This is a genomic window from Kribbella sp. NBC_01505, assembly GCF_045040285.1.
Classification (GTDB): Bacteria; Actinomycetota; Actinomycetes; order Propionibacteriales; family Kribbellaceae; genus Kribbella.
In genome coordinates, this window is the sequence record NZ_CP109425.1 from 9,657,160 (window position 1) to 9,674,677 (window position 17,518).

Below are 17,518 nucleotides of genomic sequence, written 5' to 3' on the forward strand. Positions count from 1 at the left end.
CGCCACTCGGAGCCCCTACGCTGGGGTTCAGGACGTTGACCGCTGGGAGGCCGGACGTGGAATTCGCGATCTTTGTCGTGATCATGGTCGTCGTCGCGATCGTGAGCGCCGTCAAGAAACAGAGCGGCGCGAACAAGCAGCCCAGCCCGCGGGTGCAGAAGCTGATCGAGCGTATCCAGGCCCAAGCCCAGCAGAACGGCGGGCCGCCACTGCAGTTCCAGGGCCAGTTCACTCAACCCACTGGTCCGCCGCAGGGACAGCTCGCCGGTAGCCAGCAGGCCGGCGCCGCGTTGCAGGCGCTGATGCAGGCCGGCCGTCAGCACGCGCACCCCGGCGAGCGGTCGACACCGGGTCAGGCCGCGTCTCCGCAGCAGTACCAGCCGGCGCCGTACCAGCCGACCTATCAGCCACCGGCCACCTGGCAGCCGACGTACCAGCAGCCCAACTACCAGCAGCGCGGGCCGCAGCCGAAGCCGAACCTCGACGCCCGGGTGCGTGACCTGATGAAGGCCGGCAACGAGGTGACCGCAGTGCGGGTGCTGTCGGACGAGCTGGACATGGGCCTCCTGGAAGCCCAGCAGTACGCCCGCAACCTGGTCACACCGGCCAAGACTGCGCAGGCCGCCGCTCCCGCCAAGGTCGTCGAGGAAGAGACCCGGTACGTCGGCTCGGCCGCGATCGCGGATTCGATGTTCGCGGTGGACCGGGACGAGGACACCTGGGCCAGCGGCTGGGTCGACACTCCGGAGCCGGACGACCGCTCCGACATCGACGAGCTCTGGCAGACGGTCAGGAACCCGCCCCGGCCAACCGGCGGACAGTAAACGTGTGATGCCGCCGGACCAGATGAAAGCCCGGCGGCAGCTCGGCACCGACCCGATGTGCCTGCACTGACAGCTCAGCGCCCTCCCACACGGCCAGCTCCGGCACGTCGTCGTCCGGGTGCGCCCCGGCTCCCTGCATGTTGACGAAGCCGCACATGACAGCCGACGAGCTCTCCAGGTGCCCTTCGACCTCTTCGAAGGCGATCGACCGCGTCTGACCACCTAGCCGCAGCGGTACGACGATGCGCCCGCCTGGCCGCAGTTGGTCGACCCAGGCCGGCGGAATGTCCCATGCGGTCACCGTCACGACAATCCGGTCGTACGGCGCGTCGCCGGGCACACCGAACTCGCCATCGGCCTGCAGGACGCGCACATCGTCGTACCCGGCGCAGGTGAGTCCTTCTCGGGCACGTCCGACCACGTCCGGGTCGATGTCGGCTGTGGTGACTCGGCCTGCCGGTCCGGTCAGCTCACGGAGCAGTGCGGCGTTGTAGCCGCCGGATCCGATCTCCAGCACGTGGTCACCCGGGCGGATCGCCGCCTGCTCGAGCATGACGGCGATGATGCTCGGCTGGGACACCGAGCTGATCACCATGCCTTCCGCATCGCGTTTCATCAGCACTACGTCATCGGCGTACGCGACCCGGAGTGGTACCCGCGGTACGAACAGGTGTCGCGGGACCCGTTGGAACGCAGCTGCCACCCGCTCGTCCCGGATGGCGCCTTCAGCGATCAGATGCCGAGTGAGCTTCGCACGCGCAGCGACGGCCCGAGCTGGGTCGTCTCTGCGCGCGGCCATGGTCAGTCCGTTCTGTCGCCGAGGGACTCGAGCAGTGTGCGTAGGGTGTCTGCCAGTTGCGTGCGCTCTGTCTTGGACAGTCCGGCGAGCAAACGCTCTTCCGTCTCCAGATGCGTTGGCAGCACCGCGTCGATGAGCCGGAGTCCCTCCGCGGTCAGTGTCACCTGCACACCGCGCCCGTCTGTCTCACTGGGCTTGCGGCTGACCAGACCACGAGCCTCCAGCCGGTCCAGCCGCTGAGTGATCGCTCCCGAGGTCACCATCGACGACCGCATCAGACCGGCCGGAGTGAGGCGGTGCTCGGAGTTGCTCCGGCGCAGCGTGGCCAGCACGTCGAACGACGCCGAGTCCAGATCGTGGCGGGCGAAGTTCCGGCGGAGCTCGTTCTCGGTGAGCTGGGCCAGCCGCTTGAGCCGGCCCACGACAGCCATCGGCGAGGCATCCACATCCGGACGCTGCTCAGCCCACTGCTCGAGGATCTGGTCGACGTGATCGGGCATGGCTCCAGGGTAGTCCAGATTGCTTAGCGCTGAGCTATTGAAAGTACCTTAGCGCTGAGATACTTTATCTTAGTGCTAAACAATCGCCTGGCTCTGCTCCTCACTACCGCGATCACGCCGATGCTCTGGGGTACGACGTACCTGGTCACGACCGAGCTGCTCCCGCCGCACCGTCCGCTGTTGGCAGCGGTGATCCGTGCGCTACCCGCCGGTCTGCTGCTGATCGCGATCACCCGGACGCTGCCGCGGGGCAACTGGTGGTGGCGCTCGCTCGTGCTCGGCACGCTGAACATCGGCGCGTTCTTCGCCCTGCTGTTCGTTGGCGCCTACCGCCTGCCTGGTGGCGTTGCAGCGACCGTCGGTGCGATCCAGCCGCTCGTGGTGATGATGCTGTCGACCGGCCTGCTCAAGGAGCGGCTGTCGACCCGCAAGGTGCTGGCTGCGATTGCCGGTGTGTTCGGAGTCAGCCTGCTGGTGCTGCGGGCAGATGCCCGGCTCGACCTCTGGGGTGTGCTCGCTGCACTCGGCGGTGCGGTCGTGATGGCAGTCGGCGTCGTACTGAGCAAGCGCTGGACTTCGCCCGCTCCACTACTCGCCACAACCGGCTGGCAGCTAGTAGCCGGCGGCCTGGTCCTGCTGCCGGTCGCCTACCTGGTCGAAGGCGCACCCCCGGCCAACCTGACCCTGGCGAACGTCGGCGGCTACGCCTACCTGACCATCATCGGCTCCGCCCTCGCCTACGCCCTCTGGTTCCGCGGACTACGCGCACTGGGCCCCACCGACGTCACCTTCCTCGGACTCCTCAGCCCAGTAGTCGCCACCCTGCTCGGCTGGCTCGTACTCGACCAGCGCCTCACCACTGCCCAAATGGTCGGCGGCCTGATCGTCCTCGCCGCCCTGCTCACCGCTCAGCTGCGTGGGCCGCGGACTACTAGGGCTATGCGGGTTGCCCGATCGGCTGTACGGCGGCTCGCTGTGCTGGGCGGCGTCTGACTCGATCCTTGATGCGTGTCTACTTCAGCGCGGTTGGATGTTGCGGAACTCGTCGTGGTGCCAGGTGCCCCGGCCACGTGCCAGGTCACGGTGGCGAACCGGGGCTCGGTGGTCGAGGCCTACACGCTGTCGCCGGTCGGGGATCTGGCCGCGTATGCGGTGATTGAGCCGGCCGTGCTGTCGCTGTACCCGGATGCCGAGGGCACCGCCACGGTGACGATCACGGTCCCCCAGGAGGCCGTCGTACAGGCTGGTGACGTGCCGTTCGGCGTACTGGTCGAGCCACGGGAGCACCCGGCCGACACGGCGGTGCCAGAGGCCATGGTCCACGTACAGCCGTTCAGCGACCTGACTGCGGAGCTGACACCGCGTACGTCGCACGGCTCGCGGGTCGGGCGGCACACCGTGTCCATCGACAACCGCGGCAACCAGCCGGTGACGGTCGAGCTGTCCGGCAAGGACCCGGACGCAGTGGTCGAGTTCCGCTTCTCCCCCAGCACGCTGGAGGTGCAGCCGGGCGCAGCCGCCTTCGCCAAGGTGAAGGCCCGCCCGCTGGACCGCATCTGGCGCGGTACGTCGAAGACCCGGCAGTTCAGCATCGTCGTCACCCAGGTCGCGCGGGGCGGTCAGCCCGGCGCCACCATCACCAAGGTCGACGGCATGATGGTCCAGGACCCGATCCTGCCGTCCTGGACGGGCAAGGCGATCGTCGGCGCACTCGCCGCAGCCGCACTGCTGACCGGTCTGTGGTTCGGCGTCCTGCGACCGACCGTGGAGTCCGCCGCGCAGGACGCGGTCGAGAAGCCGCTCGCGGCCATCAAGAAGGACACCGCGGTCGCGAAGGACACCGCTGCCAAGGCCGAAGAGAAGGCCCAGGTCGCGCAGCAGCAGTCGAACAACACTCAGAAGGGCCAGAACAACCAGAACCAGGCCCAGACCGAGCGCGACAAGCAGATCGCCGCCCAGGCCGCGGCCGCCGTCGGTACGCCGTTCGCCCAGCGCTGGCCGCTGAAGGCGAAGCCAGGCGGGTCCGATCAGGCAACGTATACGGTCCCAGCGGGCAAGATGCTACGGATCACCGACGTGAACTTCGAGTCCCAGGGCAGCACCGGCTGGCTCGACCTGCGCAAGGACAAGGACTCCCTGGGCGGCGTCGCCCCGCAGTACTTCCGCAACATCCAGGACTACCGCTACATCGCACCGCTCGCGGTCCTCCAGCCCGGCCAAAAGGTCGTCGTCCACCTCGACTGCACCACTCCCGCACCGGGAGCAACCGCCTGCGAGAACGCGATCATGGTCGGCGGCAACCTGGTCGACGTACCGCCCCCCGCCAAGCCTGCCACCTAAACCTTTCCTCCCCACCAAGAGAAGCCCGGGACCTCCCCCACAAGGTCCCGGGCTTCTTGCCGTCCCTCCCCTGGTGACGCGTAGACCCCCTCGACCCGTACGCCGGTCGAGGGGATCTCCCCGCAAGTTGCTGGTTCTCCCCTCAAAATTCGAACAGAGAAGGGTCAACCTGAACGGATATCCACCGAAATTTTCCGCAGGCCAGGCACACAACCCAGCCACACCCGCACCCGCAGCCACCACGACGGCTAATGTCCGAAAACACGCAGGCCGCGTGCTGCGAGCATTCGGCGGTTCGGAATGGCGCCAAAGGGGTGGTGCCGTGGCGGCGTTGGGGAGCACTACCCCACCGAATCGGGTGGCAGCGCAGGGCTTTCAGGGCTTGCCGAAGAGTTCTATTTCGGTGATGGCGGTGAGGGTGGAGCGGCTCGGGTTGATGCTGCGGACGACGGCGATCTGGACGCCGCGGGCGCCGTCGACCTTGAGGGTGAACTTCTGGTACTTCGAGCTGTCGGCGAGCCGGAAGCGCTTGAGGACGGGCTTGTCGGCGGTGAACACGGTGACCTCGATCTCGGCCGGCCGCGGACCCGCGACGAACTTCGGCGTCTGTTCCGAGACACCCGCGTAGATGCCGATGTTGGTCAGCCGGACCGGCTGCTGGAAGGTTCCGCTCACGTAGGGCCCGTTCACCGCGCCCTTGCCGACGCGCGGTGCACCCCAGTAGGTGTTCTTCGCGCCGTCGAAGGCGAGCGCGGGCACTTGTTTGCCCGCCGCTCCACTGCCTTTGACGTCCTTCACATGCACCGGCTGCGGCTTGCTCATCGCGTCCTGCACCGCATGGACGCCCTTCATCACCAGCGGGCGCTGGGGAAACGCGAGGATGCCGCCGCCGGCCAGCAGAGCCAGTACGACGCCCATCCGGGTCGCACCGCGGAAGCGGCGGCGCGCGTTGCTCGGCCGGAACCGCGTGCCGGCGGCATAGACGCGTTCGCGGCCCAGGAAGCGCCGCCACCAGGCGGTCTTCCGGATCACCTTCGCGTCGATCAGGCTGAACCCGCACTTCGCGCAGAACCGCCGACTGCCCTCGTTGGGCATTCCGCAGCCGCCGCAGATCCGCGAGCCGGTCGGAATGATCACCGGCGACTTGGACCGGCGCGGCATCTTCCGCTTGACCGTCTGCGGCTGCCGCGAACCCGGCTTGCGCGCGGGTGGCTGCGCATCCGGCTGCCGCGGCTCCGGCGCCGGTAGTGGCGCCGGGCGCTGCGTCGTCTCGGGCGCCGCAGGTGGTGCGGCCGGCGGTGTCAGTGCCTCGACCGGAGCTCTGACGACAGTGGGGGCTTCCACTGCCGTAGCGACCGGCGCCGGGCTCTCCTCGGGCGGAGCCTGCACGACCGCGGTCCGTCCGGCGGCTGCCGGGGTCGGAACGCGTTCGCCCTCCCACTCCAGGAAGACACCACAGCGTGCACAGAAGACAGTGCCGTCCTCGTTCTGCTCACCGCAGTCATTGCACAGGATCATCGCCGACCTCCACGACCTCTATCCGGGCCGGCAGATTGGCCGGCCGTAGCGCTTCGACAATGCGGCGTACAACCGCCTCATCTGCTTCTGCTGGAACCCGTACGACGAGTCGCGGCACATCCGAGCCTGGCGGCGCGGACTGCGCTTGCGCGGACCACGTCGTACCGCCGGACTCCGTCACTTCGGCGTCAACGCCGCAGGCCAGCCGCAGCGTCTCGCGCAGGGCGGCGGCCGCGCCGCGGGAGCCGTGCAGCTCGACCGCGGCGGCGACCAGCAACCGCTGCCGGTCGGCCGGGATGCGTGGGTCCGTGAACGCCGCGACCCAGGACCCGAGCACCTCGACGAAGTCCTCGGGAGCCAACGCCGGATCCAGGTACGCCGGGAAGTTGTCCAGCGTGGACACGATCGGCGCGAGCGCGTCGTCGAAGACAGTCGTCAGGCGCGCGGCGAGATCGTCCTCACCGTAGATACCGGGCAGGATCGCGAGCAGTGGATGGGGATTGTGCAGACCGTCGACCAGGCCGCGCATCGGTGCTACCTCCGGACCTGGATCTGGTGCTCGAACGAGAACACCAGCTCCGTCCGGGCCAGATCGATCCGCTCGACCGGCGTCTCACTGCGCGTCCCGAGGACCGGGTCCGCCAGGTACAGCCGCACGTCCTCGACCGACTCGACACCGCGCACGCGCTGCAGAGCGGCGTGAATGTCACCGGTCTGTACGGCACGGCCCAGCGGCCAGCCGTCCTCGCGCGGACCGCCGACCTGCGGGTGCAGCAGGCGGTAGATCGCAGCGAGCGCTTCCGGGCGTACTCGCTCCGACGACGCATCCGCTGCCGCGGTGAGCCGAGCGACCACCGTCACTGCTCGGTAGTACGGCGGCTCGATCAGCAGGCGCGCACCGAGCATCCGGCGCGGCTCCAGGTGATCGGCCAACCGCTGCAGCACCTCGTCTGTCGGCCGCAGTGCACCGAAGTCGGTCTGCGCCTGCGGGTCTCCGGAGAGCCGCGGAACCACCAGCAGGCGAACGACATTCGGCTCGCTCTCGTCACCCGGAACGCAGTGCACGCGGCCCAGCTCGGGTGTCGCTTCCCGGGCGAGCAGTTCGTAGTCCTCAGCGGTGACCGCGCGCGACGACGTACGCAGAGAGAGCGGTCCACGCTGCATCGCGTCCGACACCTGCTCGCCGTCGACCCCACCGATCGCGGGCCGGCGGTTGTCGACCTCGGACACGAACGGGAGCGAACTCTTGAGAACCCGGAGAGCGTGTGCTGCCACGTTTCCCGCGCTGCCGCCACCGATCCGGTACCGGTCGAGCCGCAGTACGGCGCCCTTCGGCGGCACCGCGCCGTACGACGTCAACGCGCCGTCGGGCTGGCGGACCGCCGGGCCGAACAACAGCTGGCCGGTCTGGCGGTCCAGCGCGAAGTGGCGATCGTCGGCCGTGGAGGCGGCGAAGCTGTCGACCAGCGTCCAGTCCTGCCAGCCGTTGTCGGTGCCGACGCGCAGCACCTCGGGATCCGCGGAGAGCGCTACCGGGCGACGCTCGAGGAGGAACCGCTGACCAGCGCTGCCATCGCTACGGCCGATCTCCTCGAACAGCACGGCCTCGGCGTGTTCGGCGGTCGCCGTACCGCCGATCGTCGACGCTTCGATCGCGCGGATCTTCGGGGACTCGCTGTAGAAGGGCTGGTCGGCGTCCGGCTCGGTCAGGACGCAACGCAGCCAGCCGGCCCGCTGCTGCGCGAGCACCGACGGGACGTGTTCGCGCGGGAGGTGCAGCACGATGTCACCGGCCCGGTTGAGACCGCCTGTCCCGTCGCGGTCGACCTCGCAGGGTACCCAGTCCTCGCCGTTCCAGGCCTCCCAGCGCAGCGGCGGATCCAGCGGATCGACACCGATGCCCTCGACCTCACAGTCGATCCGGAGCAGGACCGCACACGACGGCGCGGCCTCGGTGAGACCCACGTAGAGAGCGCTCCCTGGCGACGGCGGCTCGGGGAAGCACTCGAAGCCGATCTTGTCCTGCAACTCGACCGTGCGGTCGATCGCACCGCCCCCAACGTTGCCAGTGGCAACGGTCTGCAGTGCGGTGGCAACAATCGGCAGGTCGTCGACGGTGCTGAATCCGGTCGCCTCGTCGTGCTCGGTGCGCAGGGTCGCGACCTCGGTACCGGAGCGGACGGTGACCGTCTCGGGCTGGGCCGCGGACAGCCAGAAGGTGACGTCCGCGCGGGCCGCGGCCGGCGCGAACAGCTTGACGCCGATCAGGTCGAGGAAACGCAGGTAGTTGCGCTCAGGCACCCGGTTCAGCCGGTACATCAGCTGGTCGACCATGGTGGCGAACGCCTCCACCAGGGTGACGCCGGGGTCGGACACGTTGTGGTCGGTCCACTCCGGGCAGCGCTGCTGGATCATCCGCTTGGCGTCGTCCACCAGCTGCTGGAACCGGCGGTCGTCGAGGTTCGGGGCGGTCAGGGTCATGGGGCCTCCTGGCCTGGACTGAGGAGCGCAGGGAGCGCAGCGACTGGAGTGACGAGGGAAGGACTGGAGGTTGAGCCCCATGACCAGCCGCGCGGAGCGTGGCATCCAACGGAGCTCATGGGGTCGCTCCGGCGTCGAGCTCGATGTGTTCGGGGATCAGGTAGAACGGGAAGACCAGGTTCCGCGGGCTGTTGCTGCCGCGGATCGTGTAGTGCAGATCGATGTAGAGCGCTCCCTCGTCGACCTGGTCGAAATGCACCCGGACGTCGAGCAGGTCGATCCGCGGCTCCCAGCGGTCCAGCGCGATCCGGACGTCGGCGACGATCTTGCCCGCCGTGGTCGCGTTCGCGGGCGCGAAGATGTGGTCCTGGATCCCGCAGCCGAACTCCGGCCGCATCGGGCGCTCACCGGGCGACGTACCGAGGATGAGCCGGATGCTCTCCTCGATCTCCCGGTCGGCCCGGACCAGCGCGACCCGGCCGGTCGCGTCCGTCCGCAACGGGAACGCCCAGCCGGCACCGACGAACTCCGAACTCACCTCAGCCTCCGATCAGCACAGTGGGCGCGCCCATCGCGACGGGCGCGCCGCAGGCGGTCATGTCCCCGAGCCGGGCGGCCGGCAGGCCACCGATCAGCACGGTCATCGATCCCGGCGGGATCACCGCCGACGGCGGATGCAACGGGATCGCGCAGATGTGCGGCGTACCGACCGTCGCGGCCGGCATACCGCCGATCAGCACCGTCGGCACTCCCGGTGGTCCGAGTGCGCCGCCGTGTCCGGTCGGGTCGCCTACTCGGGCAGCTGGTCCTGGCATCGGAGGCCCCTTAGTTGATCTTCACGAGTGCGGCCTGCAACGTGAGCGCCGCGCCGCCGGTGATCTCGGTCGCGGCCTGGCCCTTGACGCCGACCTTCGCGGCCGAGAGCGTCGCCTCCGCGGTCCCCTGCAGCGCGACCTTGACGCCCTTGACGTTCACGTCGCCGGCCCCGCCGTCGAGCGTGATCCCGGAACGCGCGGAGAGCGCGATCTTGTCGCCGCCGGTGATCTTGACGCTGCCGTTCTGCGCGGTGATGTCGACGCTGTCCTTGGCCTCCACGACGACCTTGCCGTCGCTGTGCACGGTGATCACCGGCCCGTTCCCGGCATCCATCGAGACCTTCAGCTTGCCGTCGCCGGTCTGCAGCCAGATGCCGTTCTGGGCCGCCGCCTCGAGCAGTTCGAGCGAGTGCCCGGTACGGCTGACCATCGCCCGCCGGCTCACCTGCCCCGCGCCCGCGTCCACGCTCTCCGACTGAGCGGCGTACGGGAGGTTCTTGGCGCTGTAGAGACCACCGAGCACGTACGGCGCCTCGATCGCGCCATGGTCGAAGCCGACCAGCACCTCGTCGCCGACCTCGGGGATGATCATCGAACCGCGGTTGCTGCCGGCCCCGGCCTGGAGAACGCGCGACCAGGTGGTGGCGAAGTCGTCGTGCATCCACGGCAGCCGGACCTTCACCCGGCCGAGCTTCTTCGGGTCCTTGATGTCGGTGACGACCCCGGTGACGATGCCGTGCCGCTCGGCCGCGGATCCGCCGCTCAGACCGAGCATCGACCGGTCCTGCTGGCCGGTGACCGAGATCTGGGTGGTGTAGCCGCTGTCGTTGTCGAACACGTGCCGCACCCGGGAGAGCGTGTACTTGCCGTCGAACGGCGCACCGAGGTTGCTCAGGGCAACAGCAGATCCGGCGTGCAGGTTGGGGTTGCCGCGGCAGACCCCCTCCAGCTCGGCGAAGGTCCCGGCGACCCGCTCGGCCAGCGCCTTGGCGGCGGCCTCGGCGGTCGCCTGGGTGCGGTGCGGGACATGGGTGACCACCCACGGCTGCGCACCGAACGACTTGGCCAGGTCGGCCGGCTTCGCACCGATCTCGGCGGTCTTCGTCTGCACCGCCGCGGTCGCGGAGACCGCTCTCTGGCTTTCGTCGTCCCAGCCACGCACCTCGACTGACGGCACCTGGCCGGCGGCAGTCACCGCCGTCCGCAGCCGCAGTAGGTCCGCGCCGAGCTCCAGGGCCTGCGCTTGCGTACCGTCCGAGCCGCTCGGTGCGGTCGCGGCGTCAACCGGCTTGGAGAAGGTCAGCGTCTTGTTCTCGATCGCCAGGTGGTATCCGACGCTGTCGGCGAGCACTCGCAGGAAGTCCCAGTCGGTCTGGTTCGCCTGGCTGACCAGGTCGTGCACGGTGCTGGTCTCGTCGACCTTCGCGGTCCGGATGTTGTTGCGCTGAGCAATCTTCTTGACGATGTCGCTGATCGTCGACTGCTGGTACGTCATGCTCCGGGTCCCGCGCAACATCCGGTGCGCCGCGTCGTACCCGCGAACAACGGTAAAGGTGCCGGTGCTGTCGACCTCGATCTCGAGCGCGGTCACCTCGGCGGTCAGGAGATCCTGGGGAGCGCTCTCCTGCATCGCGTGCACGGACAGCTTGACCTCGACCCCCATCGCGATGTGCGACTTGGCCAGCACCAGGCGGTCCGGGTCGCGGAAGCGCAGCGTGAACATGTCCGGCAGGTGCAGGTTGTCGTCCACCCAGGCTCCGGCGAGGAGCGCCATCAGATCATCGGGGAGCGCTCCCCCGTTGACGCTGATCCCGAGGGTGCTGGCGATGTTGGCGTTGGCCATCTCAGCCCGCCAGCAGTTCGTCCGGAGACGGCAGCAGCAGCGTGCTGCCGGGGGCGAGCCGCTGCGGATCGTCGATGTCGTTCGCCACGGCCAGCGGCCGCCACATCGCCGGGTCGCCGTACTCGGCGTACGCGACCGCTGCGAGGGTCTCGCCCTCCAGCAACACATGGGTACGGCGCGCGGTCAGGCTGCCCGACGTCGGGTTCTGCTTGGGCGTGGTCGTCGGCATCTCCTGCAGATCGACCGTGCAGGTCGCGCGGACCGGCGTTCCCTCGGGCGTGAAGAGCGTGTACTTCGCGGTGACCGAGGTGATGAAGCTGGGGAAGAAGTCGAGCGCACCCCAGTGGAAGACCACCAGCGGCGGCACCGGCACGTTCTTGCCCAGACTCTTGTCGGTCGGGGTGCAACACTCGAAGAGCGATTTCACCGCCTTCACCACCGAGTCGTTCATCGTGTCGGTGGCGTCGAAGAACATCTCCACGGTCAGTTTGCCGGGATCCGGACCCTGGAACTGCGGCGGCGCGGCCTTCTTCGCACCACGGGCCGGCTCGCTCTTCCACTGGGCGCTCTTCTTGACGGTGAGCTCGTTGGGGTTGAACTGGAACGCGATCGTGCCCTGGGACGCGCCCAGGGCCGCGCCGGCGCCCTTGACCGGTTTCGCCTCGTGGATCTCCAGGTAGGCCTTCGCCAGATTTCCGCGCGCCACCGCCCGCACCACCCCTCGTCACCGGCCGGCTCTCCAACCGGACCTTGCTGTCGAGGCTAGGGACGCGGCCGCCGCCCGGGCAGGTGCACCAGCGCCACGCCGAGGGACCTCCCCTCTTCCCGAAAGGGCAGAGCGAATTAGGATCCTCGGTACGACGTTCTCCTCTGGGGGTGAGGGCGACGGGGCAACCGCTCCTGCAGATCGACGTGCTCGGCCCCGCCGAGGTGTCGACGCCTGCCCGCGAACCGGTGCCGATCAGGCAGCCGCTCAGCCGGGCCCTCGCCGTTCGGCTGAGTCTGGCGCGGGGCAAACCCGTTGCCGACGACATCTTGGTCCGGGATCTCTGGGGTGACGACGACGCGGCCCGGCCGCTGGCCCGGTTGCGGGTGCTGGCCTCCCGTCTGCGCAGCGCGCTCGGCGAGCACTCCGGTGCGCTGCAGCGGACCTCGGCCGGCTTCAGCCTGCAGGCAGTACCGGCCGATCTGGACACGGCGCTCGCTACTCTCGACGCGATCCGCCGGAGCGGCGACCAGGCCCGGGTCTTCGCCACCACCGCGGCCGCGATCAGCCGCTGGCGCGGGGAACCGCTCTCCGATCTCGACGGCATTCCCTTCGTCATTGCCGAGCGCCAGCACCTGGAGTCTCTCCGGCTCGAGCTCCAACTGGCCTGGGCCGAGTCCGGTCTCGCGCTCGGGAAGCTGGTTGAGCCTGAGTTGGAGCGGCTGGTCTATCTCCATCCGTTGCACGAACGCCTGGTCGGGCTGTCCGCGCAGGCCTTGTTCCGGGCCGGTCGGCAGGCCGACGCGCTGGATCGGTTGCACGCGCTGCGGGTGCGGCTGGCCGATGAGCTGGGCATCGACCCGGCCCCGGAGACGGTCGCGCTCGAGGACGGTCTGCGTACCCAGTTGGCCGCGGCCCCGAAGGTGCGGTCTTCGTTGCCCACGGCAGCGAGGACCTTCGTCGGCCGTCTGCAGGAGCAGGCCGACCTGCTGTCGCGCATCCAGCAACCTGGATTGATCACGCTGCTCGGCGGACCTGGCGCCGGGAAGACCCGACTCGCTCGGGAGATCGCTGCCCGGACGAGCGAGAACGATCGGCCCGTCGCCTGGCTGGATCTGGCACCGGCCCAGCCGGGAGACGACCTGGAGAGCGCTCTCGCCGGCGCTGCCGGAGCCACCAGCGGCGACTACTCGATCGGCCACTCCGCCGAGCTGCTGACCGATGCCTTGCTGATCGTCGACAACGCCGAGCACCTCGTCGAGCAGCTCGCCCCGGTGATCGACGTACTGCGGTTCAAAGCGTCCGGGCTCTCGATCCTGGTCACCTCACAGCGCCCACTGCGACTGACCGACGAGCAGGTGCACCGGGTCGCGGCTCTAACCGCGACAGAGGCGAGCCAGCTGTTCTGCGACCGCAGCGGCGCTGAGCCAAGCTCGGCAGTCGAGCAGATCTGTACGGCGGTCGATCGCCTCCCGCTCGGCATCGAGCTGGCCGCTGGCCTGACCCGCACGTTGTCCGTCGAGCAGATCGCTCAGCGGATCGACCACCGGCTCCGGCTGCTCGTCCGGGGTCCGCGCGACGCCGGTCCCCGCCACGTCAGCCTCCGCTCCGCACTCGACTGGAGCCACGAACTGCTCGGCCCCCAGGAGCGAGTCGCCCTCCGTCGCCTGGCCGTCTTCGCCGCCGGCTGCACGCCACAGGCCGCCGCCTTCGTCCTCGCCGGTGACGGAATCGATCCTGGCGAAGTCGACCTGCTGCTCGGCGAACTGGCCGACCGGAGTCTGATCACCAGCAACGACGAGCGGATCGGGTTGCTCGAGACGGTTCGTGAGTATGCGCTCGACCAGCTGCGCGTTTCTGGCGAAGAGAGCGCTCTCCGAGATCGGCACGCGGCCTGGTGTGTGGAGCTGGCCAGGTTCGGCGGCGCTTACGGGCCGCAGGACCAGCGGCTGCTGCTCGGCGAACCGGAGCTTGCCCGCCTCGTCCGGCTGGAAGAGCCCAACATGCTCGCCGCCATCGACTGGTGCATGGGTGAGGGCAACGATCCCGGCCGGGTCAGCGAGTTCGTCGCGCCGCTGGGCTGGCATTGGATGTCGCGCGGGATGATGGTTCAGGCGAGTGAGTGGCTGTGGGCGTCGCTCCCCGCTCTGCCCGCCGGCACGGTCGAACGCGGTCACGCACTCAGGGGCTTCGCCTTCCAGGCCCGCAGCGTTGGCCGGTACGCCGAGGCGCTCCAGGCCGGGCTGGAGTGCGTGGAGATCCAGCGTGCGCTCGGCGACGATCGCGGTCTCGCCCGGACCTATCACGTGCTGACGCTGACCAGCCTCGGGCTCGACGACGTGTACGGCGCTCTCGACTACGCCCACCAGGCCGGGACGATGGCCCGTGCGCTCGACTTGCCGATCGTCCTCGGCGCCTCCCTCAACTGCGGTGGCGTGGGGCTCCGCATGCTCGGCTACCCCTCCGAGGCCCAGCGCATGTTGGAAGAGGCCTACGAGATCTGGGCCTCGGTCCGCGACGACGAGGGACTCGTCCTCGCCTCCAACCATCTCGGCGTACTGGCCGTGCAGTCCGGAGACACCGCCGAGGGTCGGCGCCGCGCCCTGTTCTGCCTGCGGATGGCGCGCGGCATCGGTGGACTGCTCGGCATCCTGGACGGCCTCGCGCTGCTCGCCACGGTCGAGGTTGCTGAGGGCAACTATGAGGCCGCTGTCCGGCTGATCGCGGTGGTCCGGCATCAACGCGAGGAGCTGAGCAGTCCGATCCAGGTCGCGGACGAAGTAAGCGCTCTCTCCGCCGCTTGGTCAGCATGCCGGGACGCATTGGGCCCCGAGGCCGACCGGCTGGCCGACCTCGCGCATCGCCAGTCACCGGAAACGCTCTCCGCCGAGATCCTGGCCGGCTGATGAGGCAGCTCGAGGTGCTCGTTCTCGGCCCGGCCGAGATCGTGTCGGCTGCCCGAGAAACCTTGCCGGTCCGGCAACCGCTCGCGCAGGCCTTGGCGGTCCGGCTCGCCCTCGCACGAGGCGAAGCCGTTGCCGATGACATCTTGATCCGCGACCTGTGGGCCGATGAGGACACGGCTCGCCCGGCTGCCCGGCTGCGGGTGCTGGCTTCGCGCTTGCGGAACGCACTCGGCGAGCACTCCGCAGCACTTCGCCGTACCCCGGCCGGATTCAGTCTCCTGGCCGACCCCGCAGACCTGAGCGCCGCCGAGAGAGCGCTCACCACGGTCGACGCCGTACGACGTTCCGGCGATCAAGCCCGAGTCTTCAGTACGTCGGCCGCGGCGATCGGACTGTGGCGCGGCGAGCCGCTCGCCGACCTCCACGGCATCCCGTTCGTCGAGGCGGAACGGCGACGGCTGCAAACGCTGCAGGTCGATCTCCAACTGGCCTGGGCCGAGGCCGGCCTGGCGCTCGGCCGCGCTGTCGGTCCGGAGCTCGAGCGGATGATCGCGGTTCATCCGCTGCACGAGCGACTGGTCGGGCTGTCCGCACTCGCCCTGGCCCGCGCCGGCCAGCAGGCCGATGCTCTCGATCGGCTTCGGACCTTGCGATCCCGCCTGGCCGACGAGCTCGGCATCGACCCCACCCCGGAGACGGTTGCCCTCGAGGACGATCTTCGCGGGCATCGTCCGCCGGCCCCACGGATTCCGTTGCCTACGGCAGCGAAAACCTTCGTCGGGCGCGATCGGGAACAAGCGGCCCTGCTGCGCGACCTCCGGCAGCCGTCGCTGATCACGTTGCTCGGCGGGCCCGGTGCGGGTAAGACCAGGCTGGCGCGCGAGGTCGCGGCGCACGCGGCTGAGCAGGGTCGTTCGGTCGCGTGGCTCGACCTCGGTCCTCTGCATCAGGGCGACAACGTGGTCGCTGCCCTGGCCGGTGCGGTCGGCGCGGACGGTGGCGGCGAATCGCTGGGTCATTCAGCCGAACTGCTGACCGGCGCGCTGCTCGTCGTCGACAACGCCGAGCACCTCGTGGACGCCGTCGTACCGGTGATCGACGCGCTGCAGCTCAAGGCGGTCGAGCTGTCGATCCTCGTCACCTCGCAGCGCGCCCTCGGCATGTCCGACGAGAAGATTCGCCGGATCGGTCCGCTTCCGGCGGCGGACGCCGCGCAGTTGTTCTGTGACCGCAGTGGCACTGAGCCCGGCCCGGCGGTGGAGAAGATCTGCGCAGCGGTCGACCGGCTTCCGCTCAGTATCGAGCTGGCCGCGGGCCTGACCCGGACGTTGTCGGTGGAGCAACTCGCGGCCCGCATCGACGACCGCCTCCGGCTGCTGATCCGCGGCTTCCGCGACGCCGGCCCACGTCACTCGAGTCTGCGGGCGGCTCTCGACTGGAGCCACGAACTGCTCGAACCTCCGGTACGCACGGTCCTGCGGCGGATGGCCGTCTTCGCTGGTGGATGCGCGCTGGACGCGGCCGAGCAGGTTCTGGCCGGCGACGGCATCGAGATCGACGAGGTCGCCGAACTGCTCGCGGTCCTGGTCGACCGCAGTCTCGTCACGATGGATACCGACGAACGGTTCAGTCTGCTGGAGACGGTCCGCGAGTACGGTCTCGAACAACTCCGGGCAGCCGACGAAGAGGCCGCCGTACGGAATCGGCATGTTCGGTGGTGTGTGGAGCTGGCGCGCTTCAGCCGGCATGCCGCGGCGTTGCATCAACGCTTTGCCTTGCGCCAGCAGGTGACCGGGCGGGTGCTGCGGCTGGAAGAGCCGAACCTGATCGCCGCGATCGACTGGTGCCTTGCCGAGGGCAACGACCCGGCCCGGGTCGGCGAGATCGTCGCGCCACTTTCGTGGCATTGGCTGTTCCGCGGCTTGATGGGCCAGGCGCGTGCATGGCTGCGCGCCTCACTGGCCGGACTCACCGAACCGACCGTCGAACGAGCCGCCGCATTGGCCGGGTTGGCCGCGCAGACCCGCTTCGCCGGTGGGTACGCCGAGGCGCTCGAGACCGGGCTGGAGAGCGCGACCATCTACCGCTCTCTGGGCGACCGGCGCGGGCTGGCGATCGCTTCCCAGGGGTTGACGTTGACGAGTCTGGCGCTTGATGACGTGTACGCGGCCTTGCAGTTCGGGCGCGAGGCGGAAGTGCTCACTCGCGAGCTGCGGATGGGCGTCGTACTGGGCGCTGCCCTGAACTGCAACGGGATGGCATTGCGGCAACTCGGCTACCCGGTCGAAGCTCGGGCCTACCTCGTCGAGGCGTACGACGTCTGGGCCGAGCTGAACGATGAGCAGGGCAAGGTGCTGGCGATGGGCAGCCTCGGCATCCTGGACTTCCAGGCCGGTGACCTCGACCAAGCTCGTGCACGGGCGCTGGAGGCGTTGCGGATCGCGCGCGGGATCGGGTACTCGACCGGCGTACTGGACTGTTTCGGGCTGCTCGCGATTCTTGCTGCGGCTGAGGGCTCGTTCTCGTTCGCCGTCAGGTTGCTCGCGGTCTGCGATCGTCAGCGCGAGGAGATCGGCGCTCCGGTCTTCATCGTCGACCGCCTGCAAGCCGAAGCCACCGCGTGGGCCCAGTGCCGCGCCGCTCTGGGCCCCGAGACCGACCGGATCGCGGCCCTCGTCCGCCGCCAGGCGCCCGAGACCCTGGCGGCTGAGCTTCTCGCCCTTTGATCCTCAGCCTCGGCACGGCCTGGCGATTAGACAAGAATCCTTGTGCAAGGTTGATTGCAT

14 protein-coding genes are annotated in these 17,518 nt (G+C 69.3%); 5 read left to right on the forward strand and 9 right to left on the reverse strand.

Annotation, left to right across the window (positions count from 1 at the left end):
• The first annotated feature begins 56 nt into the window (after window positions 1-56).
• Window positions 57-824, forward strand: a complete 768-nt coding sequence (locus OG474_RS44910; RefSeq protein ID WP_405059823.1) for a hypothetical protein — start codon at window positions 57-59, stop codon at window positions 822-824.
• Here OG474_RS44910 and fxlM read toward each other — a convergent pair.
• Together fxlM and OG474_RS44920 are read right to left on the reverse strand one after the other, a co-directional pair.
• Window positions 790-1,623 (reverse strand): methyltransferase, FxLD system, encoded by an 834-nt coding sequence (gene fxlM, locus OG474_RS44915; protein WP_405059824.1) that lies wholly within the window; start codon window positions 1,621-1,623, stop codon window positions 790-792. The genes OG474_RS44910 and fxlM overlap by 35 nt on opposite strands.
• Window positions 1,624-1,625: 2 nt before the next feature.
• Complete coding sequence (locus OG474_RS44920; RefSeq protein ID WP_405059825.1) at window positions 1,626-2,123, reverse strand: MarR family winged helix-turn-helix transcriptional regulator; 498 nt, start codon at window positions 2,121-2,123, stop codon at window positions 1,626-1,628.
• 72 nt (window positions 2,124-2,195) lie between these two features.
• Between OG474_RS44920 and OG474_RS44925 the strand changes: the two genes are divergently transcribed.
• Complete coding sequence (locus OG474_RS44925; RefSeq protein ID WP_405059826.1) at window positions 2,196-3,116, forward strand: EamA family transporter; 921 nt, start codon at window positions 2,196-2,198, stop codon at window positions 3,114-3,116.
• Between the two features lie 15 nt (window positions 3,117-3,131).
• Window positions 3,132-4,463 (forward strand): hypothetical protein, encoded by a 1,332-nt coding sequence (locus tag OG474_RS44930; RefSeq protein ID WP_405059827.1) that lies wholly within the window; start codon window positions 3,132-3,134, stop codon window positions 4,461-4,463.
• A 375-nt stretch (window positions 4,464-4,838) separates the two neighbouring features.
• Here OG474_RS44930 and OG474_RS44935 read toward each other — a convergent pair whose 3' ends face one another.
• From OG474_RS44935 to OG474_RS44965, 7 genes are all read right to left on the reverse strand, one after another.
• Window positions 4,839-5,981: an NADase-type glycan-binding domain-containing protein gene (locus tag OG474_RS44935; RefSeq protein ID WP_405059828.1), complete on the reverse strand. Its 1,143-nt coding sequence runs from the start codon at window positions 5,979-5,981 to the stop codon at window positions 4,839-4,841.
• Complete coding sequence (locus OG474_RS44940; protein WP_405059829.1) at window positions 5,965-6,510, reverse strand: phage tail protein; 546 nt, start codon at window positions 6,508-6,510, stop codon at window positions 5,965-5,967. The genes OG474_RS44935 and OG474_RS44940 overlap by 17 nt, the downstream gene beginning before the upstream one ends.
• Window positions 6,511-6,515: 5 nt before the next feature.
• Entirely contained in the window at window positions 6,516-8,462 is a 1,947-nt protein-coding gene (locus OG474_RS44945; RefSeq protein WP_405059830.1) for a putative baseplate assembly protein, read from the reverse strand.
• Window positions 8,463-8,577: 115 nt separating this feature from the next.
• Window positions 8,578-9,000 carry a GPW/gp25 family protein gene (locus OG474_RS44950; protein ID WP_405059831.1) on the reverse strand — a complete coding sequence of 141 codons (423 nt, stop codon included), beginning with the start codon at window positions 8,998-9,000 and terminating at the stop codon, window positions 8,578-8,580.
• 1 nt (window position 9,001) lies between these two features.
• Window positions 9,002-9,277: a PAAR domain-containing protein gene (locus tag OG474_RS44955; RefSeq protein WP_405059832.1), complete on the reverse strand. Its 276-nt coding sequence runs from the start codon at window positions 9,275-9,277 to the stop codon at window positions 9,002-9,004.
• Between the two features lie 10 nt (window positions 9,278-9,287).
• Window positions 9,288-11,120, reverse strand: a complete 1,833-nt coding sequence (locus OG474_RS44960) for a VgrG-related protein (protein ID WP_405059833.1) — start codon at window positions 11,118-11,120, stop codon at window positions 9,288-9,290.
• 1 nt (window position 11,121) lies between these two features.
• Window positions 11,122-11,826, reverse strand: coding sequence for a peptidase M23 (locus OG474_RS44965; RefSeq protein WP_405059834.1), 705 nt, complete (start codon window positions 11,824-11,826; stop codon window positions 11,122-11,124).
• A 170-nt stretch (window positions 11,827-11,996) separates the two neighbouring features.
• Here OG474_RS44965 and OG474_RS44970 point away from each other — a divergent pair, with 170 nt between their 5' ends.
• Together OG474_RS44970 and OG474_RS44975 are read left to right on the forward strand one after the other, a co-directional pair.
• Complete coding sequence (locus tag OG474_RS44970) at window positions 11,997-14,732, forward strand: ATP-binding protein (protein WP_405059835.1); 2,736 nt, start codon at window positions 11,997-11,999, stop codon at window positions 14,730-14,732.
• Window positions 14,732-17,458 carry an ATP-binding protein gene (locus OG474_RS44975; protein ID WP_405059836.1) on the forward strand — a complete coding sequence of 909 codons (2,727 nt, stop codon included), beginning with the start codon at window positions 14,732-14,734 and terminating at the stop codon, window positions 17,456-17,458. The genes OG474_RS44970 and OG474_RS44975 overlap by 1 nt, the downstream gene beginning before the upstream one ends.
• The last annotated feature ends 60 nt before the right edge of the window (window positions 17,459-17,518 follow it).